Source organism: Streptomyces sp. NPDC040545, assembly GCF_055595065.1.
The window spans coordinates 116460-137658 of the sequence record NZ_JBVIWA010000009.1; the positions used below are offsets into that span (position 1 = coordinate 116460).

Sequence of the window (21199 nt, forward strand, 5' to 3'; positions counted from 1 at the left end):
AGAAGGGAGCATGGCCGCTGATCCGATCAAGGTCTGCGAGCTGTCGGACCTCTCGACGGACAAGGGCTACCGGGTCACGTCCACGTCACCGCCCCTCGCGGTCTTCCTCAGCGAGGACGGAGCGGTGCACGTGCTGGACGACACCTGCACGCACCAGGACGCAGCGCTGACGGACGGCTGGGTTGACGGCTGCATCGTGGAGTGTCCGCTGCACATGTCCCGGTTCGACCTGCGCACGGGGGCGGTGGACGCTCCGCCCGCGCAGTTGCCCGTACGGGTGCACACGGCCGAGGTCGTTGACGGCGCGGTCTGGGTGACGCTTTCGGAGCAGGCCCCAAGTCTGCCTCCGGGCGTCAGGCCGCGCGGCTGACGCCCGGTCGGCAACGTCCACGTCGAGGACGGACCGGCCTCGACCGCCGAGGGAGGTCCCCGTACCGCGAACCCAGCGGTAGTCAGGCCGGTTCGTCCTCGACGGGCTTCGCCTCGGAGCTCCGTAGCGAAGCCGTGAAGACGAGACGTACCACAAGGCCGGCGACCAGCGCCCAGAATGCGGAGCTGACTCCGGCCAGCGTTGTGCCGGATGCAGCGACGACGAAGGTGACGGTCGCCGCCGTCCGGTCCGCCGCCGAGACGGAGGCGTGGGTGGAGGCGGATTCGGTGTCTGAGCCGCCGGGGCCGACGACCGCGGCGCTCAGCGCATGCCCTAAGGTCCCGAGGAGAGCGAGACCGGCCACGGTACCGACGACGTCCGCCGGGACGATGGCGAGAAAGCTGGTGAGCGCCGTGGTTCCCACGGCGAGCCCGAGATACGTGATGCCGAAGGCCTGGGACGCCAGCCACCGTCGTGCTGGGTCCGGGTGCGCCTCCGGCGACGCGGGCAGGGCCGCGCTGATCGCGGCGAGGTTGACGGCGTGCCCGCCGAACGCAGCGGTGAGCACACTGCCGACACCGGTGACCGTCATGGAGGCACGCCACGGCACCTGGTAGCCGAAGGAACTCATGATCGCGACACCGGGCACGTTCTGCGCGACCATCGTCACGACGTACAGTGGAAGCCCGATGCCGGCGATCGCAGCCCATGACAGGCGGGGGGCCGTCAGGGTGAGTTGAGGCAGCCACGGCCCGTGCAGCCCGCTACCCCGGGCAGCGAGGAAGCAGACCACGGCGGTTGCTCCGAAGGCGGCGAGAACGGCCCAGCGTGGCTTGGCCACGACGACGACGAGCCATGTAGCGAGGATAGGCACGACCTCCCAGGGATGGGAGGAGAGCGCTTTGACAGGGACCAGGCAGAGTTCGAGAAGGACGCCCGCCAGCATCGCCTGCGCGATCGGTGCCGGGATCGCCGCCACCAGGGCGCCGAGCCGCGGCCAGAGACCGGTCAGCGCCACCAGAGCACCTGCCACCAAGAACCCGCCCACGGCCGCCTGCCAACCTCCGGCCACCTGACCCGCGCTCGCCAGCACAGCGGCCCCTGGCGTCGACCAAGCAGCGGTGATCGGCATCCGGGTGCGCCGGCTCAGCCACAACGTGCCGAGCCCGAGCGAGAGACAGAGCGCGACCAGACCTGAGGTCGCTTCGGCCGGGCTGGCACCGACGGCCCGCAGGCCCGCCAGGACAGCGGCAAAGGTGCTCGTGTATCCGATGAAAGCAATCGCCACTCCGGCGATGACAGGCTGGCCTCGTCCCATTTCATACAAACTACAGATGTCACGAGAGTGCCCTGCGGGGTTTTCGCACCCTGCGACCGTGTGCCCGTCGGTTCCCTGCCATCTGCGCGAATTGGCAGTACAGCACCTGTCTGTCGCACTCCGGTTGGCGGAGCTACTTGTCACTTCGCCGTAGCTTCGGGAGGACAGGGCCGACACACCGGTCCACGGCGCCGACGCGGGCTCGCCCCGGATAATCGATGCGAGGTCGGATCCGCCGACTCCTATGATCATCGGATGAAGATTCCCCGCTACCCCGTGAAGCCCCGTCCCGGAGACCTGGTCGCCGTACTCTCGCCCTCGTCCGGCCTCCCCGGCCTGTTCCCGCGGCCCTACGAGTTGGGGCTGCGCAGACTCCAGGACGACTTCGGGCTGAAGGCGGTGGAATACCCGACGACCCGGACGATGGGTGCGACGGCCCAGGCGCGGGCCGCCGACATCCACGCGGCCTTCGCGGACCCCGCCATCAAGGCGGTGATCGCCAGCATCGGCGGCGACGACCAGATCACCGTCCTTCCCCACCTCGACCGCGACCTGCTGCGCGCCCACCCCAAGCCGTTCCTCGGCTACAGCGACAACACCAACCTGCTGCTCTTCCTGCGGGACTTGGGCATCGTCGGCTACCACGGCGGATCGGTCATGGTCGGGTTCGGACGGCCCGGCGCGATGCACCCGTCGACCGCCGCCTCCCTGCGGGCCGCGCTGTTCACCTCGGGCGAGTACGAGCTGACCGCGGCAAGCACCTGCGGGGACGTCGACAGCCCCTGGGATGACCCGCAGACCTTCGCATCCGAGCCGTACATGGAACCTGCCGACGGCTGGTCCTGGCACAACGCCGACCGGGTCGTCGAGGGCATCAGCTGGGGCGGCAATCTGGAGATCATCTCCTGGCTGCTGATGGCCGACCGCGTGGCGCGACCGGTCGAGGCCTACGCCGGCAACGTGCTGTTCCTGGAGACCTCCGAGGAGATGCCGCCCGCCGAGGAGGTCTACCGGATCCTGCGCGGCATGGGCGAACGCGGGCTGCTGCGGCAGTTCCCCGCGCTGCTCATGGGCAGGGCGAAGAGCTGGTCGTTCGAGAACCGGCTCGACGCCGGGGCCAAGGCGGACTTCCGCCGGCAACAGCGCGAGGCCGTTCTGCGGGCACTCGGCCGGTACGCCCCCGACACCATGGTGGTGTTCGACGTCGACCTCGGCCACACCGACCCGCAGCTCGTCATCCCCGTCGGCGGCCGCATCCGGGTGGACGGCCCGGCCCGCCGGATCGTCGTCACGTACTGAGCCCGGGCTCAGCGGCCGTCGGAGCGGTAGGCGCGCGTCGCCAGCAGCAGGGTCGCGCCGAGGAAGCCCGCAGGACCGCCGGTGATCTCGAAGCCCAGCACCATGCCGAGCGCGATCATCAGGACCATGGCCCAGAGCTGTTGAGCCGGGTCGGCCACGATCCGGCCGAACAACGGGGCCGAACGGGCGATCGGCAGGCTGCGGAGCCGGTCGAACACGCCCTGGGCCAGGTCGGCACCATCCGCTGGAGCTCGTCGACCACATGCCTCACGGGATGATCTCGCTCGCGCGGAAACCGGCATCCCCGCCACTCTGACGCACACCACCGACAGCCGCCCCGGCGGGCGGATGCCGGCCGGGGCGGCGGAGGGTGGTCCTACGAAGAGCCGCAGGGGGCCGCAACGGCGGCCCGGGGAGCGATCCGTATCCGGTCCCGCGCGTACACCACGGTCTCGCCCGGCAGGATCAGCAGCCCGGGCTCCCCGTCCTGACCCGCCCCGCCGATCGGCTGCACCTGCACGGCCGGGCCGAGTCCGCCGGCCATGAACACCGTCGGATCGACCTCCCAGCCGTGCACGGCGAGCCACAGCTCCAGCGCCGCCGTGTCCCGTGCCTGCGCGTCGCGCGGCCACTCGAACGTCGTGCTCCCCATCCCTGCCCCCTGTAGGTGGTCGGATCACCGCCGATGATCCTGCCACCCCCCTGTGACAGTCGCAGCCCGATATCGCCGCGCGCCCGCACTCCCCGCCGTGCGGGGAGTGCGGGCGCGGGTCAGGCCGGTGACCCGTCCGGGTCAGCCGTTGCGGTGGTGCCGGCGGCCGTTCCAGGAGTCGGTGTCGAGGACGTTGCCGCGGTTGTCGCGCAGGGTGGCAGTGTCGCGCTCGTCCCAGATCTGGTGGCGGCGGTCCTGGTAGACGTCGCGGCGGGTGTCGCGGCCCTGGCCGGTGTGGACCTTCACGCTGGACTGGCCGTCCAGGCGGAAGTCCTCGAAGCGGTAGCGGTTGCCCTGCCGGTCGGTGAGGGTGAAGCCGCGCAGGTTGACGCTCCTGCGCCCGGTGTTCTTGACCTCGACCCACTCCCGGTTCAGCGCACGGTCGGAGCGGTCGCGGCCGGCGGTGCCGTACTGGACGTCGCTGATGACGATCGAGGAGTGCGGAGCCCGGTGGTCGCGGTCGCGCCGGTGGTCGTCGGCGGTCGCCGGGAGGGCGGCGGCGCCGACGAGGGCGCCCGCGGCCAGGAACGCGGCGACGAACCGGCGGGTGGCGAGAGAAGCAGACATGAAGATGACCCCTTCAACAGACAGCAGCCCGGTCCGCCTTGTGTGGGGCGGGTGGGCCTGGAACCGTTCCCGGCGTCCTGCCGAGGAGCCACACTCTGGCCCCCAACCATCACCAAAAGCCACTAATTCGGGGCGTGTTGCAAAATACGGATGTATCGGTGACTCTCGCGTGTATCGGACACGTGTCAAGGCCACGTCGACGCGAGCGGGGGGAGCGCGCCGAACAATCCTTGGCGGGCCCGGAGACGGCGGCCTTCCCGCACGGACTCGCTGCCCTCGCGACCCCCTCCCGCTGTGCGCCGAACGGGTTCAGGGCCCTGTAACGACCGCTCCAACCGTTTCTTCGGACGTACTCACGTGAGTGGTCCTGGTGATCGAATCGAGGAGCTGCAGCTCGTCCGGAGTCAGCCGGAGTGCGCCCGCCGCCACGTTGTCGGCGAGGTGTTCCGGGTCGCCCGTACCGGGGATGGCCAGGACGTGGGAGCCCTGCCGCAGGATCCAGGCGAGCCGCACCTGCGCCGGTGACGCTCCGTGCGCCCGGGCGACGGCGCGGACCTCGTCGTGCTCGGTCCGGACGGCGCCGGCCTCGGCTCCTTCTCCCGCGATGGAGAAGAAGGGCACGAAGGCGATACCGCGTTCCGCGCAGGCGCGGAGCATCCCCGTCCTGTCGGGCGCGTCGATCCCGTAGCGGTTCTGGACGCACACCACCGGCGCGATCGCCTCGGCCTGGGCCAGGTGCTCCGGGCGGGCGTTGGAGATGCCGAGGTGGCGGACCAGTCCGGCGTCGCGCAGCTCGGACAGGGCTCCGAAGTGTTCGCTGATGCACTTCTGGCCCATGAGGCGCAGGTTCACCACGTCGAGGTGGTCCCGGCCGAGCTGGCGCAGGTTCTCCTCGACCTGGCCGCGCAGCTGGTCGGGCCGGGCGGGCTCGGCCCATCCGCCGGAGGCGTCCCGGGCGGGGCCGACCTTGGTGGAGACGACGAGGTCGGCCGCGTACGGCGCCAGCGCCGAGTTGATCAGCTCATTGGCCGAACGCAGCCGCGAGAAGTAGAACGCGGCGGTGTCGATGTGGTTGACGCCGAGCTCGACCGCCCGGCGCAGTACGGCGACCGCCCTGCCGCGGTCGCCGGGGGTGCCCTCGTGGAAGGCCGCGCTGCCGGTCAGACGCATGGCGCCGAAGCCGATCCGGTTGACCGCGAGATCACCGAGCACCCATATGCCCGAAGCTGCCGCGGAGACCGTGTGCGACGTCATCTGATTGATCAACTCCATCCGATCGGCCCTCGCCCCCCGATGGCCCAGGGCGAGGTGGGTCCTGGAGTATGCGCAGGTGGGAGCCGTGCCGGAAAGGCGCGCGGGGGTGGGGGAAGATCACATCGCGAGCCGGAATCCTGGGTGTGCGCGGGGCGTTGTTCCCACAGAAGCTCTCTCCCCCTCGCCCGTCCTCAGGAGCGCGCGGTCGCGGTGTTGTGCCCGATAATGGTGGCGACGGGGCATTCGCACGGAGGAGGCCGGAATGGAACGGGACAGCAGGTACGAACTGGTATTCGCCGCCCTGGACCACGCGGTACCGGGTGGCGAGGAATCGGTCCTCGTACACCGCACCGACCGGACCGGGCCCGGCGGTCATCCGATCTACGCCGACGACACCGGAATCGTGCAGGCGGAGATCAGCGACCAGGGCGACGTACGCATGATCGCGAGCGGCGGCCACCAGGAACCCGCCTCGCGGGTGAGCGTCCGGGCCGTGCCCGGCGTGTGACAAGCAGGGGTCCGGCGGCGCGGGTGCCACGGCCGGTTCGCCACCGTCATCCGGGGACGCGGATCCCCGGCGGGCTCGGAACCTCGCACCAGACGCGCTTGCCGTCCGCCCCCGGTTCGGAGCCCCAGTCCCGGGACAGACGTTCCACGATCAGCAGTCCGTGACCGGCCGGCCCACCCCGGTCGCCGGGCCCCCGCGCCGGCACGCGCACGGGCGGTGCCGGATTGCCGTCCGTGACCTCGATCCGCAGCCGCTCGGCCGAGAAGTCGAGGACGAGTGCCCGGGGTCCTCCACCGTGCAGACAGGCGTTGGCCACGACCTCGGACACCAGCAGGAGCACGTCCTCGGCGCTCTCGCGGTCGCTCTCTCCCGTCCCGGGGAGCCAGCGCCAGGCGGTCAGCGCCTGGCGGGCGAAGTCACGGCTGCGCGAGACGACATCGGTGGTTCCGGACAGCATCAGGCTCCAGATCCGGTCGGACGGCGCGCGCTGCTCCATGACGTTCAGGCTCCTCCGCCGAGTGGCGCCCTCAGGGCCTCCGCCACATCCGGATGGACGGGGAACACACCGTCCGCACCGGTGATCCGGAACATCCGGGCGACAGGCCCGTGCAGCCCGGCCAGTTCGAGGCCGGCTCCCGCCTCCTGTGCTGCGAGGCGGGTGTTCAGCAGCACGTTCAGCCCGGTGGAATCGCAGAACCCGAGTCCCGCCATGTCGACCAGCAGCCGCCGGCCCGGGGCGAGTGCCTCGTCGAGCGCGTCCCGCAGCGGCTGCGCCGTGTCGTGGTCCAGTTCCCCCGTCAGCGTGAGGACGACGGCTCCGTCCACGGCCGCCACCGCGACGGTGAAGCGTCCACTCTCCGCTTCCGGCACCATCCGGCATCACCCTTCCGTCGTGCACTTCTGCACCTGCCCGGGTTCCAGCGCGATATGCCTGTCCGTCCCGTGCGGAAGGGGGGCGCCTCATGCCGCCTCGGCCCGCGGTTCCTCGGCGAGCAGTCCCTCACGCAGCCGGCCCAGGATGCGGCCCAGCAGCCGGGAGACGTGCATCTGTGACATGCCCAGGCGCTCGCCGATCTCGGCCTGGGTCAGCTCCTCTCCGAAACGCAGGGCAAGTAGCGCCCGGTCCCGTTCGGACAGCTCTCCCACCAGCGGCTTGAGCGATTCCAGGGCCTCGACCGTCTCGAAGCGGCTCTCCTCGACGCCGAGGTTCCGGGACGACACGCCGGGGGCCTCGTCGTCCTCCGCCGACATGGGGACGTCGAGGGACAGGCTGGTGAACCCGTTGGCCGCGAGCCGACCCTCGCAGACCTCGTCCACGGTGATGTCCAGCCGCTCGGCGAGCTCCCGTGCACCCGGAGTGTGGCCCAGCTCCTGCTCCAGGGCGTCGTTCGCCTTGGCCAGGTCGATGCGCAACTCCTGCAGCCGGCGCGGCACGCGGACGGCCCACGTGGTGTCGCGGAAGTACCGCTTGATCTCCCCCACGATGGTGGGCAGGGCGAACGACATGAACTCGAACCCGCGCTCCGGATCGAACCTGTTGATGGCCTTGATCAGACCGATGGTGCCGACCTGCAGGACGTCCTCCCACGGCGCGCCGACGTGACGGACGCGCGTGGCCGCGTACTTCACCATGCTCAGGTTCAGCTCGACCAGGGTGTTGCGCACGTACGAGTATTCGGCGGTCCCCTCGTCCAGTTCGTGCAGCCGCCGGAAGAGCGTGACCGACAGGTCGTGGGCGTCAGCGGTGCTCACGGACCGCAGATCGCGGATCTCGCGAGGGTCCTGCGGAGCGTCTCGCTGCGGCGCGGAGCCGGACTGGGTACGGAGAGTGGCAGGCATGAAGCCTCCTCGGGGAGTTCCCCTCGAACCCCATACCCGCTCCCGGCGGATTTGAAGCTGTGCAGGCTGCAACCGTGCGTCACTCTTCGTGAGTGCGCCCGCGATCCTGGGCGCGATACCGGTCGAACGCCTCGCGGGCGTCCGGTACGAACGCGGAGCGGTGGACGAGATCCTCCAGTTCGGGCTCGGTCAGCCAGTTGAACCAGGCGACTTCCGTGGGGTCGGGCCGGACCGGTGCGGTGACCACGGCTTCATGAAGCCCCAGCCAGTAGGGGCTGATCACTCCGTCGCACAGGAATTTCAGCACGAAGCGGGGAACGGCCCGGACCCCGAGCTCCTCCGCCAGTTCCCTGGCCGCTGCCTCCTCGTACGACTCGCCGACGTCGACGGCGCCATCCCCCGGGTACGGGTGTCCCAGCCCGGGGAACGGGCTGCGGCCCGGCAGCGGGTCAGCTGCCGGGCCGGACCACCACCGCCACCACCTCGATCGGCGCGCTGTAGCGGAAGTGGAGGACGAACGGCACCATGTCGCCCGCCTGCCAGCGGAGCGGCTTCGTCCGGGTCGTGACGCTCAGGCCGGAGGGGGACATGGCGACGGTGCCACCTGCGGTCACCCTCACCGGGCCCGCAGGCCGTAACAGGTCGGCCCCGAGCCCGGAGTTCTCCCGCCGGCTGAGCAGGGTCTCCTCGACGCCAGGTGACGTCACCTCGGTCAACTGGTCGTCCGCGCCACCGATGTTGGTGATGTCGAAGAAAGCGGCCGTGTCCCGGCTGCTGCCCTGGGGCAGCAGGACACGGCCGTTCCCGGCGGCGATCTGCGGCGGGGTGCCCGCGGCGCCGGACGAGGTCCAGGCCGTCAGACCGGCCAGCGCGAGCGCGCAGGCGGCCACCGGGACGACGGCGGCGCGCAGCCCCTCCTGCACGCTCCGACGGGTCGGGAGTCGGTCGCCGGGGGGCTGCTCCGAAGGTGAACGCGTCATCGCCCCGTACCCTTCGTCCGGCTGCTCGTACCCGCCCGTCGCGCATGCGGTGCCGGCTGCCAGGTACGCAACCGCAGACTGTTGGCCACCACCATCAGGGAACTCACCGACATCGCGGCCGCCGCGACCATCGGGTTGAGCAACCCCACCGCGGCGAGCGGCACAGTGACGACGTTGTAGCCGAAGGCCCAGACGAGGTTGGCCCGGATCGTCCCGAGGGTCCGCCTGGCCAGCTCGACGGCGTCGGCGACCGACTCGATGTCGCCGCGTACCAGCGTGACGTCGGCTGCGCCGATGGCCACGTCCGTGCCGCTCCCCATGGCGATGCCGAGGTCGGCCCCGGCCAGGGCGCCGGCGTCGTTCACCCCGTCGCCGATCACCGCGACCCGTCGCCCCTGACCGCGTAACTCCCGTACGAGCCGTGCCTTGTCCTCGGGCGAGCAGTGCGCGTGCACGGCCCCGATCCCGAGCGCGGCGGCGACCCGGGTCGCGGTGGCCTCGCGGTCGCCGGTGGCCAGCACCGGCTCCACCCCCAGACGCCGCAGCCGGTCGACGGCGCGGTAGCTGCCGGGGCGCAGGGCGTCCCCGAGCGCGATCAGGGCCTGGTCGGCGCCGTCCACGCGGACCAGGACCGGCGTGTGTGCGGCCGCCTCGGCCTCGGCCAGGGCCCTGTCCAGCGACGGATGCAGGTCCGCACCGGCGGCGCGGACCTCCACGCGGTGCCCTTCCACCACCCCGGTCACACCGAGGCCCGTGGTCGCCCGGAATCCGGTCACCTCGGCCGGCGGCCTACGGTGCGGGTCCTGCCGGGAGTACGCGACCACGGCGCGGCCCAGCGGGTGCTCGGAACCTTGTTCCACTGCCGCGGCCAGCCACAGGGCACGCTCCGTGCCCATCCCGTCGGGCACGGCCGTCACGCGCGTGACGGTCATCCGGCCGGTCGTCAGCGTGCCGGTCTTGTCCAGGACCACGGTGTCGACGTGCCGCAGGGTCTCCAGCGCCCGCGGGCCGCTGACCAGCAGACCCAGCTGCGCGCCCCGGCCCGTCGCCGCCAGCAGGGCGGTGGGGGTCGCCAGCCCCAGGGCGCAGGGACAGGCCACGACCAGGACGGCCACACAGGCCGTGACGGCGGCCTGCGGATCGGCCCCGGCACCCAGCCAGAAGCCGAGAACGGTGACGGCCAGGGCCAGCACGACCGGGACGAAGACCCCCGCCACCGTGTCGGCCAGGCGCTGGGCCCGGGCCTTTCCGGACTGCGCCTCGGTGACCATGCGGGTGATCCGGGCGAGTTGGGTGTCCGCGCCGACCGCGGTGGCCCGGACGACCAGCAGCCCGCCCGCGTTGACCGCACCGCCCACCACCGCCTGGCCGGGTCCCACCTCGACGGGCTCGCTCTCGCCGGTGACCAGGGAGAGGTCGACGGCCGAGCCGCCGGAGGCCACCACCCCGTCCGTCGCGACCCGCTCGCCCGGCCGGACGACGAACTCCTGCCCCACCCGCAACTGCCCGATCGGGACGAGCCGCTCGGCGCCGTCCTCCCGCACCGTCACGTCCTTGGCGGCCAGACCGGCGAGCGAGCGCAGTGCCTCACCCGTGCCGCGACGGGCCCGGGATTCGAGGAAACGCCCGGTCAGTACGAACAGCGGGACCCCGACCGCGGCCTCCAGGTAGATGTGGGCCACCTCGCCGCCGGCCGAGGGCAGCAGACTGAACGGCATGCGCATCCCCGGATCGCCCGCCCCGCCCAGGAACAGCGCGTACGCCGACCAGGAGAAGGAAGCGACCACGCCCAGCGACACCAGGGTGTCCATCGTCGCCGCCGCGTGCCGCAGCCCCCGTAACGCCCGGGTGTGGAACGGCAGCGAACCCCAGACGGCGACCGGCGCGGCCAGCACGAAGCACAGCCACTGCCAGTTGCGGAACTGAAGTGCGGGCGCCATCGAAAGCGCCAGGACCGGAACGGACAGCAGGGCGGTGATCAGCAGCCGCCGTACCTCCTCGCGGCCCGGGGCATCGTCGGTCGCCGCCGGCGTCCGGTCCTCCGCAGGCCCGGGTGGCGCAGGCACCTCGGCGCTGTAACCCGCCCGCTCGACCGCCGAGACAAGGTCCTCCGTCGTCACGTGCGACGGGTGCATCACCCGGGCCCGCCCGGTGGCGAGGTTCACCGTGGCGCGTACGCCCTCGATCCGGGCCAGCCGCTTCTCGACACGGTTCACGCAGGCCGCGCAGGTCATCCCCCCGACGACCAGATCGGTGGTGGCCACCACCTCGGTCCGCCCGGCCGTCACCGCGGGCCACCCGTACCGCCGCTGTGCCCGTGCGTCCGTCCGAGATCCCCTACGAATGCCGGGCTGTCGACCTGGGTGGACCGCATACCGGGGGCCACCGGGCCGGCGCCCGCCCCCACCGCGTACGCCGCGCCGAACATCACCATGAGGAGCGCTATGAAGCCGGCGAGAGCGGGCGGCGGCGCCCACCGCTTCAGCGCGGTGATCGCCAGGGTCGGGTACTCAAGCCGGTCCGTCATCGTCACTCCGGATACTTGTACTCGGTTCCAGACGGACGAGGTGCCGATCAGCCGTGCCGGAGCCGGGACGGCACTTCCTCCGGCGAGGTAGTCGCAGCGAGGCGGGAGGAAGTTCCCGCGACTTCTCTTTTCCGTACTCCCGCCCGCGTGGGGTGGCCGGGAGCGAGGTCACAGGGTCGGACCCTTATGGACCTCTTGCTCCGTATGTCACTCTGGCCGGGCGCATCGGGTCACCCGCCCGCCGCCCGCCCCGGCCGACCGACCGACACGGAAAATGCCCATGTCCTTGCCGTTCCCGTACCGAGCCGTCCCCGCCGTGCTGGCCGGTGCCGTGACCGCCCTGCTGGCGGCGTGCACCCCCTCGACCGCAGCCGGTGCGGCGGTATCCGCTTCCGTGCCGGCCGCCACGCCCTCGGCGGTGCTCACCCCCGCCGCCGCTCCCGTGCCCGCTCCTGCCCCCGCATCCGCGCCCGTGGTCTCCACGCTGTCCATACCCGCCGCAGGTGTCACCGGGCTGCGCGTGGTTCCGTACGAGGGCACCACCGACGACATACCGGGAACCCGTATCCAGGACCTCGGCGTGGCGGCCAGCCCTTACGGGAAGCTGGGCGGGGTCGGCCCGGGCCAGGTGGGCAATTTCCTGGTCACCGCACACCGCATGTCGGCCGGTGGTCCGCTGGGGGACCTGCCCACGGTCGAGCAGGGCGACACGGTCCTCGTGACCGCGGGCGAAGTGGTGTACACCTACGAGATCACCGCGACCCGCAAGACGTCCTTCCGGTCGGAGCGCTCGCTGAGCGAACAGCGCGCCGCCGTGCCCGGGGCACCCGGGGCGGCCCCCACCCAGGCCATGATCACGATCTCGACCTGCGCCACACCGGAGGACCACGCCGAGGGCAACTTCTGGAGCGACGCCCAGGGCAATCCGGAGCACCGCATCGACAAGATAGGCGTGCTGCGCAAGACCTCCCCTAAGGCCTGAGCCGCCGGTGCGCGGCGCGCGCGTGGCCGAGGCGGGCGATCGCGGTTCCCGTGCCCGCCGCCGCGAGGAGGCAGGCGAGACGTGCCAGGTCGTAGGGGGTCTCCCAGCTGAGCTCATCCACGGGCGCGGTCGCGAAAGACGTTGAGGACGAGCCAGCAGAGCAGGGCGGTCCCGGGGGCGGCTCCCGCCCCGCCGCCGGGTTCCGAACGGCCGCCCTACCAGGCCGTTCCCTTCAGATCATCGGATCGTCGAGGGCACGGAACGAGGCCTGACCACCGGCTGGTACGTGGCCCGCCGCGCAGGGGAGTCCGCCGGCGTCGGGGCCGGGCGCGCGGGGAATACTGGCTGAATGCGTCAGACGCCGCCGCCCGCCGTGGTCCCGGAGCCGATAACGGCCGATCCGCCGCGCCCGGTGGACCGCCTCCTGCTCACCCAGTCCTGGCTCGACCTGGCGTTCCTGCACTGGGCCGCCGACCCGGCCCAGGTCGCACCCCTGCTGCCGGCCGGCACAGTGCCGGACACCCTGGACGGGGTCACGTACGTCGGCCTGGTGGCCTTCCGCATGCACAAGGTCGGCTGGTTCCGCCTTCCCGGCGTCCCCTACCTGGGTTCCTTCCCCGAGACCAACGTCCGCCTCTACTCGGTCGACGCCCGTGGCCGCCGGGCCGTGGTCTTCCGCTCGCTGGACGCCTCCCGGCTGATTCCGGTGGCCATCGGCCGGGCCGCCTTCCGACTGCCGTACGTCTGGTCCCGGATGACGGTCCGCCATGACGGCGACACCGTCACGTACGCCAGCAGCCGGCGCCGGCCCGGCCCGCGCGGCGCGCACAGCCGGATCGCCGTACGCGTGGGCGGGCGCATCGCGAAGCCGACGGCCCTGGAGCACTTCCTGACCGCCCGCTGGGGCATGCACACGGAGCTCTTCGGCCGGCCGCTGTACGTCCCGAACGCGCATCCGCGCTGGCCGCTGCACCGCGCCGAACTCCTCGGCTGCGACGAGGACCTGGTGGCCGCGGCAGGCCTGCCCGCCCCGGCCGGGCCGCCCGTGAGCGTGCTCTACTCGCCCGGGGTCCCCGTACGCTTCGGGCGGCGGTCCCCGGAGTGCTCCTGACGCGGGTGCGGCACCCGCCAGGGGTCTATACGGTCGTGCGGGGCTCGCCGCGGCCGGGTGTGTCGTTCGCCACCTCGGCGGACGGAGCCGCCGGCGCCGGCGTGGTCAGCGGGCCGGCGAGGTAGGCCAGCAGTCCGGCGATCTCGTGGCCGGCCTCCGCCGGGTGGCGGAAGCGGGCACCGGGGGCGACGACGTAGCGGTTGCGCCGCCCGTCGCGGGTCCTGGTGAGGTAGCCGTCCGCCTGCAGGTCCGTGACGATGGCCTGCACGGTGCGTTCGGTCAGCCCGCAGTCCACCGCGATGTCGCGCAGCCGGATGCCCGGGTCGCGCGCGATGGCGATCAGAACCCGGGCATGGTTCGTCAGGAAGGTCCAGCCGTTGCGGCGGGGTCCTGTGTGCTCGCTCTCCACACCGCCATTCTTGAGGGATGACTCACGAAATGCAATTCCAGAGCCAGTTTTCCGGTATTACTTGACGTCTGTCTCCGGCCCCGACAGGGTGCAGGGGAAGCGGAAGCAGAGTTCCGCATGACCAGAGCAATCGAGCGCGCACCGCACCGCAAGCACACGTGCCCAAGGAGCGAAGACGATGACCTTCACGGCCAAGGCCGAGGCCATGACCCCGACGACGATCCCGATGACGGCCACCCCCGGCGGTGGTACCGGCGAAGCCCCCGCACTCGGCGGGCTGCCGGACGTGCCCTGCCCCCGGGAACTGTCGACCCGCGACGCCCGGGAGCTGACCCGTGTCTTCTTCGAACGGCTGCAGAGCCTCGAAGAGGGGACCCGCGAGTACCAGTACGTACGCAACACACTGATCGAGATGAACATCTCACTGGTGCAGTTCGCCGCGCGCCCGTTCCGTGACCGCCCCGGCGGCCCCGAGAACGAGGACATCATCCAGGTCGGCATCATCGGGCTGATCAAGGCCATCGACCGCTACGACCCCGAGCGCAACACCCAGCTCACCACGCTCGCCCTGCCCTACATCACGGGCGAGATCAAGCGCCACTTCCGGGACACCACCTGGGCCGTACGCGTGCCGCGCCGCCTCCAGGAGCTGCGCCTCGAGCTCGCGAAGGCCACAGAGGAGCTGACCGCCGAGACGGACCATGCGCCCACCCCCGCGGAACTCGCCGAGCGGCTGGACCTCACCGAGGACGAGGTCCGCCAGGGCCTGGTCGCGGCCAACGGCTACTCCACGCAGTCCCTCGACGTCCCCCAGGACGGTTCCGCCGGCGGCACCCAGGTGTCCACGGCCGCACGGACCGCGCGCAGCCTCGCCGAGACCATGGGTGACATCGACCCCGCGCTGGAGGCGGTCGAGGACCGGCACGCCCTCGCGCCGCTGCTCGCCGGCCTGGACGAGCGCTCCACCCAGATCCTGGAGCTGCGCTTCGGCCAGGAGATGACCCAGGCGGAGATCGGCGAGGAGATCGGCCTCTCCCAGATGCAGGTCTCCCGTGTGCTCACCCGCACGCTGGGCTCCCTGCGCGCGGAGCTGCTGCGCACCTGACCCGGAACACCTGGCTCTCGAAGCACCCGACCCGCAGCGCCCGACCCGGGCACGCCTGAACCCGGCCCACCGGCCCACCGGGTTCAGACGTGCCCGGGTCGGCCCGTCCGCAGGCGCTCGGCGTCGATCTCGGCCCAGACGACCTTGCCGCGCCCGATCGCCTCGACGCCCCAGCGGTCGGCGATCCGGTGCACCAGGCGCAGGCCGTGCCCGCCCGGGCGGCCCGGGCGGCCAGGACGCACGGCGGGCAGCGGCCGCGGGAGCCCTCCGTGGCCGTCGTAGACCTCGATGCGGAACACGTCCCCGGCGCGGAGCCTGAGCTCGTGGCAGCCGCCGGCGTGCAGCTTGGCGTTGGTGACGAGTTCCGACACGACCAGGACCGCGTCCTCGGCGGTGTCCTGACCGTCCCACCCCCAGTCCTCCAACGCCTCACGGGTGAACCGGCGGCCCCGCGCGACCTGCCGGAAGGCGTCGCGCAGGGCGAGCCGGCGGAGCTGGGGGAAGGCAGGCCCCCGCGCGTCCGGTACGGGCCCGCCGGTGTCCGGTCCGATGGTCTGCACTGCGCACTCACCTCGTCCTCGGCTGTCGTGTCGTGGTCGCTTGTACCCGCCATCGCGCAACGGACGCCCTGTTTGTCCACGCGGGGGCCGGGCACGTGCGACTGGACCCGTCCCCGAGCCCATCCAGAGGAGCCATGAACAGCCTTCTGCACGTGTCGGCCGTCCTGGGCGGCGCGATCGTCCTCACCTTCGTCGCGGGCAGGCTCACCGACCTGCTGCTGCGGCGCGCAGACGCCCGCCACCCCGAAACACCGCTCTGGAACATGCTGCGCCGCTGCCGTACCTCGGTAAGGGTCCTGCTGTTCGCCGCGGTGCTGCGCGCCGTGTACCGGCAGATCGCATGGCAGCCGATGCAGGAGCACGAGGCGGCCTTGGGCAGAATCCTGACACTCGTGGTGATCGGTGCGAGCGCGTGGTGCGTCGTCCTTGTCACCTCCGCCGTGGTCGAGTCCTCGTACGCCCGCTACGCGCACGGCACGCGCGACCCGTCCCGTGTGCGCAGGGTCCGTACCCAGGTGACGCTGATCATGAGGATCGTCACCGCAGTCGTCGCCGTGGTGGCCGTCGCCGCGATGCTGCTGACCTTCCCCGGCCTCCGCGCCGTCGGGACCTCGCTGCTGGCCTCGGCCGGGATCATCGGCATCGTCGCGGGAGTGGCCGCGCAGTCCACCCTCGGCAACCTCTTCGCCGGATTCCAGATCGCCTTCGGCGACATGGTGCGGATCGGCGACACGGTCGTGGTGGCCGGCGAGTGGGGTGTGGTCGAGGAGATCACGCTCACCTTCCTGGCCGTGCGCACCTGGGACGAACGCCGGATCACCATGCCCGTCTCGTACTTCACCGGGCGGCCCTTCGAGAACTGGTCGCGCGGCGGGATCCAGATGACCGGCACGGTATTCCTGCACTGCGACCACACCACCCCCGTCCCGCTGATGCGCGAGAAGCTCAAGGAGATCCTGGACGGCTGTGAGGCGTGGGACGGCCGAGGCTGGGACCTGGCGGTCACCGACACGACGCCCAGCGCCATCGTGGTGCGGGCGATCGTCACCGCGAAGGACGCGGACGACCTGTGGACCGCCCGCTGCGCGGTACGGGAACAGCTCGTCGCCTGGCTGGCCGAGAAGCACCCGTACGCCCTGCCGCGGGTCTCCACGTCCGCGGCCGCCGTCCCGGCGGAGTACGCGGACGGTGTTTCGGAACGGGCACCCGGGTCAGACGCGTGAGGAAGGAGTCCGAAGACATGCGCAAGGCGGAGAAGAGGAGTCGGGACATGCCGAAGGTGGCACACCTGCCGGGCCGTGCGGAGCATCTGTGGCAGTGGCAGGAGGACGCGGCGTGCCGGGAGCTCGGTACGGACCGGTTCTTCCACCCGGCGGGGGAGCGCGGCGAGGAGCGCTCCGTGCGGGAGCAGGAGGCCAAGGAGGTCTGCGCGCTGTGCCCGGTGCGGGCGGAGTGCCTGAGCCACGCGCTGCGCGTGCAGGAGCCGTACGGGGTGTGGGGCGGACTGACCGAGGACGAGCGGCGGGCGCTGGGCGCGCGCAAGGCGGGCTGACCGGCCGGGTGCGCCGCGCCGCGCCGTGCGCGGCGGTCCACCCGGCCGGCAGGCGGTTCAGGGGTGCGCGCCCAGTTCGGCGACGATCGAGGCGGGCGTGTGGCCGCTGCCGTCCGACAGGCGGTGGAAGTCGACGGAGACGTAGTTCGGGTCGCGGCCACCTGTCGCCGAACGGCACGGCCCGGCGATGCGGCCGCGCAGCTTGGCGCCGTTGTCCAGGGCCGCCGTGAGGACGGTGGGCACGTTGCGGTGGTGGCTCATCGTGAACAGGCGCCGGAATCCGGGCTCCTGGCGGTCGAGCGGCACGTCGGACCAGCGGCTGACGCACGAGAGGTCGTCGCCCAGGTCACCGAGGCTCCAGTAGTTGCTCACGGTCCAGGACTTGTCGTACATCACGCCCAGGTGCTCCCGGTCGGACCGGTCGGAGAAGATCAGGAGCCGCTTGCCGGAGGTGACGAGGTCGGCGACCTTGGGCCAGCCGTGCTGTCGTACGCCCCACTCGTCGGGCCGGAACACCATGTCCTGCAGCCCCCTGACCCGGCCGAGGGACGCCTGCAGCTGATCGGCGCCGACGTAGTCCTCCAGGAAGACGGTCACGACCTCTTGCGGATGGGCGGCGAGGAAGTCCACCACGGTCTGCATCGTGCCGTGGAAGGTCTGGCGCGGCAGGGCGTACGTGGCTCCGGCGAAGGTCTTGCAGTCGCCGTGACACAGGTACACGTCGCTGGGGTAGCAGTCGCTGCCGAAGCTGATGACGCACAGCCAGGTGCTGCGTTCGTACCAGTGCGTGTCCAGGCTCAGGCCGCGCACGCCGTTGTCGAGCTGGGCGCGTACGGACTCGGACTGGTTCACCGAGCTCCAGCGGGAGTCCTCGTAGTTGGTGAAGGCGTTGTGGGTGGTCAGGAAGGCGGCCTCGTCGAGCCGCCGGTCGCCCCAGCGGGCGGCCGCGGCGGCCGTGCTCGCGGTGGTCGCAGGGGCCTTGGCGGCCGTGAGCGTGCCGGGCGCCGCGGCCCGGGGTGAGGCGGCCGCTGTGGTCACCGTGCCCAGGAGGGCCAGCAGGAGGAGGCACACCAGGGCGCGAGACCGCACCCCTGATCGCATGTCCATGTCAATCGGCATGGCGCGGAGGATAGCGCGGGGGCCGTGGATCCGCCCCCCTGCGGACGGGTCCGGCCGTGGCCCGGCGGGCCGGGCTCGCGCGCGTCGGCGAATCGAGGTTTGGTTGAAGCACGGCCCGGCGGCGCGTACCGGTGCCGCGGCGCCGGGCGCCGCACCACGCCCCCGACCTGCCGGAGGAGGGCGGACCATGCCTGGAACTGCGCCTTCACCTGGACCCGCACCCGGAGCTCGACCCGCACCCCGACGGATGTCAGGTGGCCGCCGGTGCGCGGCAGCCCTCGTCGTGGCGGCGGTCTGCTCCTCGGTGCTCGTCGCGCCGGAACTCGCCGCGGCCCGGGCGGAGCCCTCACCCTCGCCCTCGCCCTCGCCCTCGCAGGCCGTCCCCCGGCTGGACTGGAGCCCCTGCAAACCCGGCAGCCCGTACGACTGTGCCACCGCCAAGGTGCCGCTGGACCACGCGGCACCCGCCGGCCGCACCATCGACCTGGCCGTCGTCCGCCGGAAGGCGGGCGACCCCGCGAAACGCATGGGCACCCTGTTCGTCAACCCCGGTGGCCCCGGCGGCCCCGGGACGGTGCAGGTGCCGCAGAACTACGACTCCTTCCCGAAGGACCTGCGCGAACGGTTCGACATCGTCAGCTGGGACCCCAGAGGCATCGGCAACAGCACCGCCGTGAACTGCTTCGACAGTCCCGAGGAGGCCCAGGCCTGGGGTGCGGGCAAACCGGGCGGCTTCCCGGTGGGCGAGAAGGAGCGCACGACCTGGATCGAGGCGTACGAGGACCTGGGCCGCCGCTGCGAGAAGCGCGACCCCGACCTCCTGCGCCACGTGTCGACCGCAGACACCGCCCAGGACCTCGACCTGCTCCGCCGGGCGGTGGGAGAGCCGCAGCTCAACTACCTCGGCGTCTCCTACGGCACGATCCTCGGCGCCACCTACGCCAACCTGTTCCCCGACAAGGTCCGCGCCATGGTCCTCGACAGCAACATCGACCCGCTGGCGTGGACGAACAACGCCTCGACGAGCGAGCCCCGGACCACGACCCTCCTGCGGATGGGCTCGGACCGCACCGCTGCGGCGACCCTCGACAAGTTCCTCGACCTCTGCGGATCCGCCACCACCGCCCGCTGCGCCTTCTCGGCCGGCAGCCCGGAAGCCACCCGCGCCAAGTTCGACCAGCTGATGGGGCGCCTGCGCGAGCACCCGGTGGGCCCGTGGACGTACGCCAACACCGTTGCCGGCGCCGTCAACAGCCTCTACATCGTCCACCCCGGCTGGACCGATCTCGCCGCCCGGCTCCAGGAGCTCTGGCAGGGCCGCGCCCCGAAGCCGGCTCAGTACCCGCCCCCGCCCCCGGTCGCGAACCCGAGTCCGTACCTAGGTGACGAGCAGGCGGGAGCCGTGTGGTGCGGCGACAGCCCCAACCCGCGCGACCCGGCCGTCTACCACGGTCTGGAGGAGGACAGCGCCAAGCGCGCCGGCGATGCCGGACGCTACTGGACCTGGGCCGGTGAGCCGTGCGCCACCTGGCCGGCCCGCGCCGCCCACCGGTACGACGGCCCGTGGGACAAGCCCACGGCGCATCCCGTCCTGGTGGTCGGCACCACGTACGACCCCTCGACACCCCACTCGGACGCCCAGGCCATGGCCGAGGAGCTGGCCGACGCCCGGCTGCTGACGAACAACGGGTACGGCCACACGGCACTCTTCAACAACTCCAGCACCTGCATCAACACCTACGAGAGCCGCTACTTCATCGACGGCGCCCTCCCGCCGCCCGGGACGATCTGCCAGCCGGACCGGCTCCCCTTCACCTGACGTGCTCCGTTCGCCCGACGTGCCCGGCGGCCGGGTCACGGGACGAGGACGACCTTCCCGGCGACCGTGCCGGACTCGGCGAGGCGCATCGCCTCGGCGGCGCGGGCCAGCGGGATCTCGGCGGCGACCTTGGCGGTGATCTCGCCCTGCTGGAGGGCCGCGAACACCTGGGTGAGGTCGGCGCGCAGGCGCGCCCGGAAGCGGTCCTTGGCGTAGGCGCGTCCGGCCCACACGTTGAAGAAGTACGCGCGGCGGCCGTTGGGCAGCGCGTTCCACACCCACACCCGGCCGAGCAGCTTGAGCACCGGCCACGCGCCGGAGCCCTCGTCGTCGCGGGTGGCGGCGCTGCCGTAGGAGACGAGCGTGCCGCCGGGGGCCAGGAGCCGCCAGGAATCGACGATGCCGTCGCCGCCCACGTGGTCGAACACCGCGTCCACTCCGCGGGGCGCGAGGGCCCGTACCCGTGCGGGCACGTTCCCGGAGCGGTAGTCGATGGGGGTGATGCCGAGCGCGCGCAGCGCGTCGTGGTGGCGGGTGGAGGCGGTGCCGATCACCTGGGCGCCCGCCGCCAGCGCCAGCTGGACCAGGATCGAACCGACACCGCCGTTGGCGCCGTGGACCAGGACGGTCCGGCCGGCGCGCACCCGGGCTTTGCGGTGGAGCATCTGCCAGGCGGTGATGCCGTTGACCACCGCGGTCTCCGCGTCCACCGGGCTGACGCCCTCCGGTACCTCCACCACGTCGGCGGCGGTGAGTGCGACGTGGCTCGCCCAGCCTCCGGTCTTCGTCAGGGCGGCGACCCGCTTGCCGAGCAGCGCGGAGCCGACACCCTCGCCCACGGCCAGCACCGTGCCGACCAGGTCGTATCCGGGGACGAAGGGGAACGGCGGCTGGTCGTAGTAGCGGCCGCGCCGCATCTGCTGCTCGGCGAAGGAGACGCCCGTCGCCTCCATGGCGACGATCACCTGGCCGGCCGCCGGGACCGGGACGGGACCGCGGTGGAACTGCAGGCCCTCCGGCTCGACCTTGCCCGGCAGGACGACCTCGACCCGCTCGACGGTGTTCGTCATCACGACCTCCATGGGTTTCTGTGTCTCGTGTTCGTTAGAACTTGTAACAAGAGTGATTGGCTGTCTCGTCGGTGTCAAGGGGGTGGTTCGGTCGGTCG

The 21199-nt window shown here is 72.0% G+C and carries 26 protein-coding genes; 9 read left to right on the forward strand and 17 right to left on the reverse strand.

What is annotated here, in order from left to right:
* The first annotated feature begins 10 nt into the window (after positions 1–10).
* A complete protein-coding gene (locus ACZ573_RS19230) occupies positions 11–370 on the forward strand; it encodes a non-heme iron oxygenase ferredoxin subunit (protein WP_471305389.1) in 360 nt (119 codons plus the stop codon).
* 82 nt (positions 371–452) lie between these two features.
* Here the strand turns inward: ACZ573_RS19230 and ACZ573_RS19235 are convergent, their stop codons facing one another.
* A complete protein-coding gene (locus ACZ573_RS19235) occupies positions 453–1658 on the reverse strand; it encodes a benzoate/H(+) symporter BenE family transporter (RefSeq protein ID WP_471305390.1) in 1206 nt (401 codons plus the stop codon).
* Positions 1659–1943: 285 nt separating this feature from the next.
* Here ACZ573_RS19235 and ACZ573_RS19240 point away from each other — a divergent pair, with 285 nt between their 5' ends.
* Complete coding sequence (locus ACZ573_RS19240) at positions 1944–2987, forward strand: S66 family peptidase (RefSeq protein ID WP_471305392.1); 1044 nt, start codon at positions 1944–1946, stop codon at positions 2985–2987.
* Positions 2988–2995: 8 nt separating this feature from the next.
* Here the strand turns inward: ACZ573_RS19240 and ACZ573_RS19245 are convergent, their stop codons facing one another.
* The 4 genes from ACZ573_RS19245 to ACZ573_RS19260 all read right to left on the reverse strand — a co-directional run bounded on the left by ACZ573_RS19245 (position 2996) and on the right by ACZ573_RS19260 (position 5520).
* The gene (locus ACZ573_RS19245; RefSeq protein ID WP_471305395.1) at positions 2996–3205 is read right to left on the reverse strand and encodes a hypothetical protein; all 210 of its coding nucleotides are present in this window, start codon (positions 3203–3205) and stop codon (positions 2996–2998) included.
* Positions 3206–3363: 158 nt separating this feature from the next.
* A complete protein-coding gene (locus ACZ573_RS19250) occupies positions 3364–3639 on the reverse strand; it encodes a hypothetical protein (RefSeq protein WP_471305397.1) in 276 nt (91 codons plus the stop codon).
* Positions 3640–3780: 141 nt separating this feature from the next.
* Entirely contained in the window at positions 3781–4266 is a 486-nt protein-coding gene (locus tag ACZ573_RS19255) for a lamin tail domain-containing protein (protein ID WP_373041820.1), read from the reverse strand.
* Positions 4267–4575: 309 nt separating this feature from the next.
* The gene (locus tag ACZ573_RS19260; protein ID WP_471305400.1) at positions 4576–5520 is read right to left on the reverse strand and encodes an aldo/keto reductase; all 945 of its coding nucleotides are present in this window, start codon (positions 5518–5520) and stop codon (positions 4576–4578) included.
* Between the two features lie 262 nt (positions 5521–5782).
* Here ACZ573_RS19260 and ACZ573_RS19265 point away from each other — a divergent pair, with 262 nt between their 5' ends.
* The gene (locus ACZ573_RS19265; RefSeq protein ID WP_471305402.1) at positions 5783–6028 is read left to right on the forward strand and encodes a DUF6296 family protein; all 246 of its coding nucleotides are present in this window, start codon (positions 5783–5785) and stop codon (positions 6026–6028) included.
* A gap of 46 nt (positions 6029–6074) precedes the next feature.
* Here the strand turns inward: ACZ573_RS19265 and ACZ573_RS19270 are convergent, their stop codons facing one another.
* From ACZ573_RS19270 to ACZ573_RS19300, 7 genes are all read right to left on the reverse strand, one after another.
* Positions 6075–6524, reverse strand: a complete 450-nt coding sequence (locus ACZ573_RS19270; RefSeq protein WP_471305404.1) for an ATP-binding protein — start codon at positions 6522–6524, stop codon at positions 6075–6077.
* A 5-nt stretch (positions 6525–6529) separates the two neighbouring features.
* The gene (locus ACZ573_RS19275) at positions 6530–6901 is read right to left on the reverse strand and encodes an STAS domain-containing protein (RefSeq protein ID WP_471305406.1); all 372 of its coding nucleotides are present in this window, start codon (positions 6899–6901) and stop codon (positions 6530–6532) included.
* A gap of 87 nt (positions 6902–6988) precedes the next feature.
* Entirely contained in the window at positions 6989–7867 is an 879-nt protein-coding gene (locus tag ACZ573_RS19280) for a SigB/SigF/SigG family RNA polymerase sigma factor (RefSeq protein ID WP_471305408.1), read from the reverse strand.
* Between the two features lie 79 nt (positions 7868–7946).
* Complete coding sequence (locus ACZ573_RS19285) at positions 7947–8312, reverse strand: NUDIX domain-containing protein (protein ID WP_471305754.1); 366 nt, start codon at positions 8310–8312, stop codon at positions 7947–7949.
* A gap of 4 nt (positions 8313–8316) precedes the next feature.
* Positions 8317–8847, reverse strand: a complete 531-nt coding sequence (locus ACZ573_RS19290) for a copper chaperone PCu(A)C (protein WP_471305410.1) — start codon at positions 8845–8847, stop codon at positions 8317–8319.
* Positions 8844–11081: a heavy metal translocating P-type ATPase gene (locus ACZ573_RS19295; protein WP_471305758.1), complete on the reverse strand. Its 2238-nt coding sequence runs from the start codon at positions 11079–11081 to the stop codon at positions 8844–8846. The genes ACZ573_RS19290 and ACZ573_RS19295 overlap by 4 nt, the downstream gene beginning before the upstream one ends.
* A gap of 50 nt (positions 11082–11131) precedes the next feature.
* Complete coding sequence (locus tag ACZ573_RS19300; RefSeq protein WP_471305412.1) at positions 11132–11374, reverse strand: hypothetical protein; 243 nt, start codon at positions 11372–11374, stop codon at positions 11132–11134.
* 280 nt (positions 11375–11654) lie between these two features.
* Here ACZ573_RS19300 and ACZ573_RS19305 point away from each other — a divergent pair, with 280 nt between their 5' ends.
* Positions 11655–12356, forward strand: a complete 702-nt coding sequence (locus tag ACZ573_RS19305; protein ID WP_471305414.1) for a sortase domain-containing protein — start codon at positions 11655–11657, stop codon at positions 12354–12356.
* Here the strand turns inward: ACZ573_RS19305 and ACZ573_RS19310 are convergent.
* Entirely contained in the window at positions 12346–12477 is a 132-nt protein-coding gene (locus ACZ573_RS19310) for a hypothetical protein (RefSeq protein WP_471305417.1), read from the reverse strand. The two genes, ACZ573_RS19305 and ACZ573_RS19310, sit on opposite strands and share 11 nt — an antisense overlap.
* Before the next feature lie 228 nt (positions 12478–12705).
* Here ACZ573_RS19310 and ACZ573_RS19315 point away from each other — a divergent pair, with 228 nt between their 5' ends.
* Complete coding sequence (locus tag ACZ573_RS19315) at positions 12706–13467, forward strand: YqjF family protein (protein ID WP_471305419.1); 762 nt, start codon at positions 12706–12708, stop codon at positions 13465–13467.
* Between the two features lie 25 nt (positions 13468–13492).
* Here the strand turns inward: ACZ573_RS19315 and ACZ573_RS19320 are convergent, their stop codons facing one another.
* Entirely contained in the window at positions 13493–13876 is a 384-nt protein-coding gene (locus ACZ573_RS19320) for a helix-turn-helix transcriptional regulator (protein ID WP_471305422.1), read from the reverse strand.
* 178 nt (positions 13877–14054) lie between these two features.
* On the opposite strand from ACZ573_RS19320, the gene ACZ573_RS19325 reads away from it, so the two are divergent.
* Positions 14055–14981, forward strand: coding sequence for a SigB/SigF/SigG family RNA polymerase sigma factor (locus ACZ573_RS19325; protein WP_471305425.1), 927 nt, complete (start codon positions 14055–14057; stop codon positions 14979–14981).
* An 83-nt stretch (positions 14982–15064) separates the two neighbouring features.
* Here the strand turns inward: ACZ573_RS19325 and ACZ573_RS19330 are convergent, their stop codons facing one another.
* A complete protein-coding gene (locus ACZ573_RS19330; protein ID WP_471305428.1) occupies positions 15065–15541 on the reverse strand; it encodes an ATP-binding protein in 477 nt (158 codons plus the stop codon).
* A 134-nt stretch (positions 15542–15675) separates the two neighbouring features.
* Between ACZ573_RS19330 and ACZ573_RS19335 the strand changes: the two genes are divergently transcribed.
* A complete protein-coding gene (locus tag ACZ573_RS19335) occupies positions 15676–16764 on the forward strand; it encodes a mechanosensitive ion channel family protein (protein ID WP_471305430.1) in 1089 nt (362 codons plus the stop codon).
* A gap of 47 nt (positions 16765–16811) precedes the next feature.
* The gene (locus ACZ573_RS19340) at positions 16812–17093 is read left to right on the forward strand and encodes a WhiB family transcriptional regulator (protein WP_471305434.1); all 282 of its coding nucleotides are present in this window, start codon (positions 16812–16814) and stop codon (positions 17091–17093) included.
* Positions 17094–17150: 57 nt separating this feature from the next.
* Here ACZ573_RS19340 and ACZ573_RS19345 read toward each other — a convergent pair whose 3' ends face one another.
* Positions 17151–18212 carry a PI-PLC domain-containing protein gene (locus ACZ573_RS19345; protein WP_471305436.1) on the reverse strand — a complete coding sequence of 354 codons (1062 nt, stop codon included), beginning with the start codon at positions 18210–18212 and terminating at the stop codon, positions 17151–17153.
* A 247-nt stretch (positions 18213–18459) separates the two neighbouring features.
* Between ACZ573_RS19345 and ACZ573_RS19350 the strand changes: the two genes are divergently transcribed.
* A complete protein-coding gene (locus ACZ573_RS19350) occupies positions 18460–20031 on the forward strand; it encodes an alpha/beta hydrolase (RefSeq protein ID WP_471305437.1) in 1572 nt (523 codons plus the stop codon).
* Between the two features lie 35 nt (positions 20032–20066).
* On the opposite strand, the gene ACZ573_RS19355 is transcribed toward ACZ573_RS19350, so the two are convergent.
* Positions 20067–21113 (reverse strand): medium chain dehydrogenase/reductase family protein, encoded by a 1047-nt coding sequence (locus tag ACZ573_RS19355; RefSeq protein WP_471305440.1) that lies wholly within the window; start codon positions 21111–21113, stop codon positions 20067–20069.
* Positions 21114–21199: the final 86 nt, after the last annotated feature.

What these genes read in the sequence shown, in the direction of transcription:
- ACZ573_RS19230 (WP_471305389.1), top strand. Translation starts at nt 11, where the DNA reads ATGGCCGCTGATCCGATCAAGGTCTGCGAGCTGTCGGACCTCTCGACG.
- ACZ573_RS19240 (WP_471305392.1), top strand. Translation starts at nt 1,944, where the DNA reads ATGAAGATTCCCCGCTACCCCGTGAAGCCCCGTCCCGGAGACCTGGTC.
- ACZ573_RS19250 (WP_471305397.1), bottom strand. Translation starts at nt 3,639, where the DNA reads ATGGGGAGCACGACGTTCGAGTGGCCGCGCGACGCGCAGGCACGGGAC.
- ACZ573_RS19255 (WP_373041820.1), bottom strand. Translation starts at nt 4,266, where the DNA reads ATGTCTGCTTCTCTCGCCACCCGCCGGTTCGTCGCCGCGTTCCTGGCC.
- ACZ573_RS19260 (WP_471305400.1), bottom strand. Translation starts at nt 5,520, where the DNA reads ATGACGTCGCACACGGTCTCCGCGGCAGCTTCGGGCATATGGGTGCTC.
- ACZ573_RS19265 (WP_471305402.1), top strand. Translation starts at nt 5,783, where the DNA reads ATGGAACGGGACAGCAGGTACGAACTGGTATTCGCCGCCCTGGACCAC.
- ACZ573_RS19270 (WP_471305404.1), bottom strand. Translation starts at nt 6,524, where the DNA reads ATGGAGCAGCGCGCGCCGTCCGACCGGATCTGGAGCCTGATGCTGTCC.
- ACZ573_RS19275 (WP_471305406.1), bottom strand. Translation starts at nt 6,901, where the DNA reads ATGGTGCCGGAAGCGGAGAGTGGACGCTTCACCGTCGCGGTGGCGGCC.
- ACZ573_RS19280 (WP_471305408.1), bottom strand. Translation starts at nt 7,867, where the DNA reads ATGCCTGCCACTCTCCGTACCCAGTCCGGCTCCGCGCCGCAGCGAGAC.
- ACZ573_RS19290 (WP_471305410.1), bottom strand. Translation starts at nt 8,847, where the DNA reads ATGACGCGTTCACCTTCGGAGCAGCCCCCCGGCGACCGACTCCCGACC.
- ACZ573_RS19295 (WP_471305758.1), bottom strand. Translation starts at nt 11,081, where the DNA reads ATGACCTGCGCGGCCTGCGTGAACCGTGTCGAGAAGCGGCTGGCCCGG.
- ACZ573_RS19300 (WP_471305412.1), bottom strand. Translation starts at nt 11,374, where the DNA reads ATGACGGACCGGCTTGAGTACCCGACCCTGGCGATCACCGCGCTGAAG.
- ACZ573_RS19305 (WP_471305414.1), top strand. Translation starts at nt 11,655, where the DNA reads ATGTCCTTGCCGTTCCCGTACCGAGCCGTCCCCGCCGTGCTGGCCGGT.
- ACZ573_RS19315 (WP_471305419.1), top strand. Translation starts at nt 12,706, where the DNA reads ATGCGTCAGACGCCGCCGCCCGCCGTGGTCCCGGAGCCGATAACGGCC.
- ACZ573_RS19325 (WP_471305425.1), top strand. Translation starts at nt 14,055, where the DNA reads ATGACCTTCACGGCCAAGGCCGAGGCCATGACCCCGACGACGATCCCG.
- ACZ573_RS19335 (WP_471305430.1), top strand. Translation starts at nt 15,676, where the DNA reads ATGAACAGCCTTCTGCACGTGTCGGCCGTCCTGGGCGGCGCGATCGTC.
- ACZ573_RS19340 (WP_471305434.1), top strand. Translation starts at nt 16,812, where the DNA reads ATGCCGAAGGTGGCACACCTGCCGGGCCGTGCGGAGCATCTGTGGCAG.
- ACZ573_RS19345 (WP_471305436.1), bottom strand. Translation starts at nt 18,212, where the DNA reads ATGCCGATTGACATGGACATGCGATCAGGGGTGCGGTCTCGCGCCCTG.
- ACZ573_RS19350 (WP_471305437.1), top strand. Translation starts at nt 18,460, where the DNA reads ATGTCAGGTGGCCGCCGGTGCGCGGCAGCCCTCGTCGTGGCGGCGGTC.
- ACZ573_RS19355 (WP_471305440.1), bottom strand. Translation starts at nt 21,113, where the DNA reads ATGGAGGTCGTGATGACGAACACCGTCGAGCGGGTCGAGGTCGTCCTG.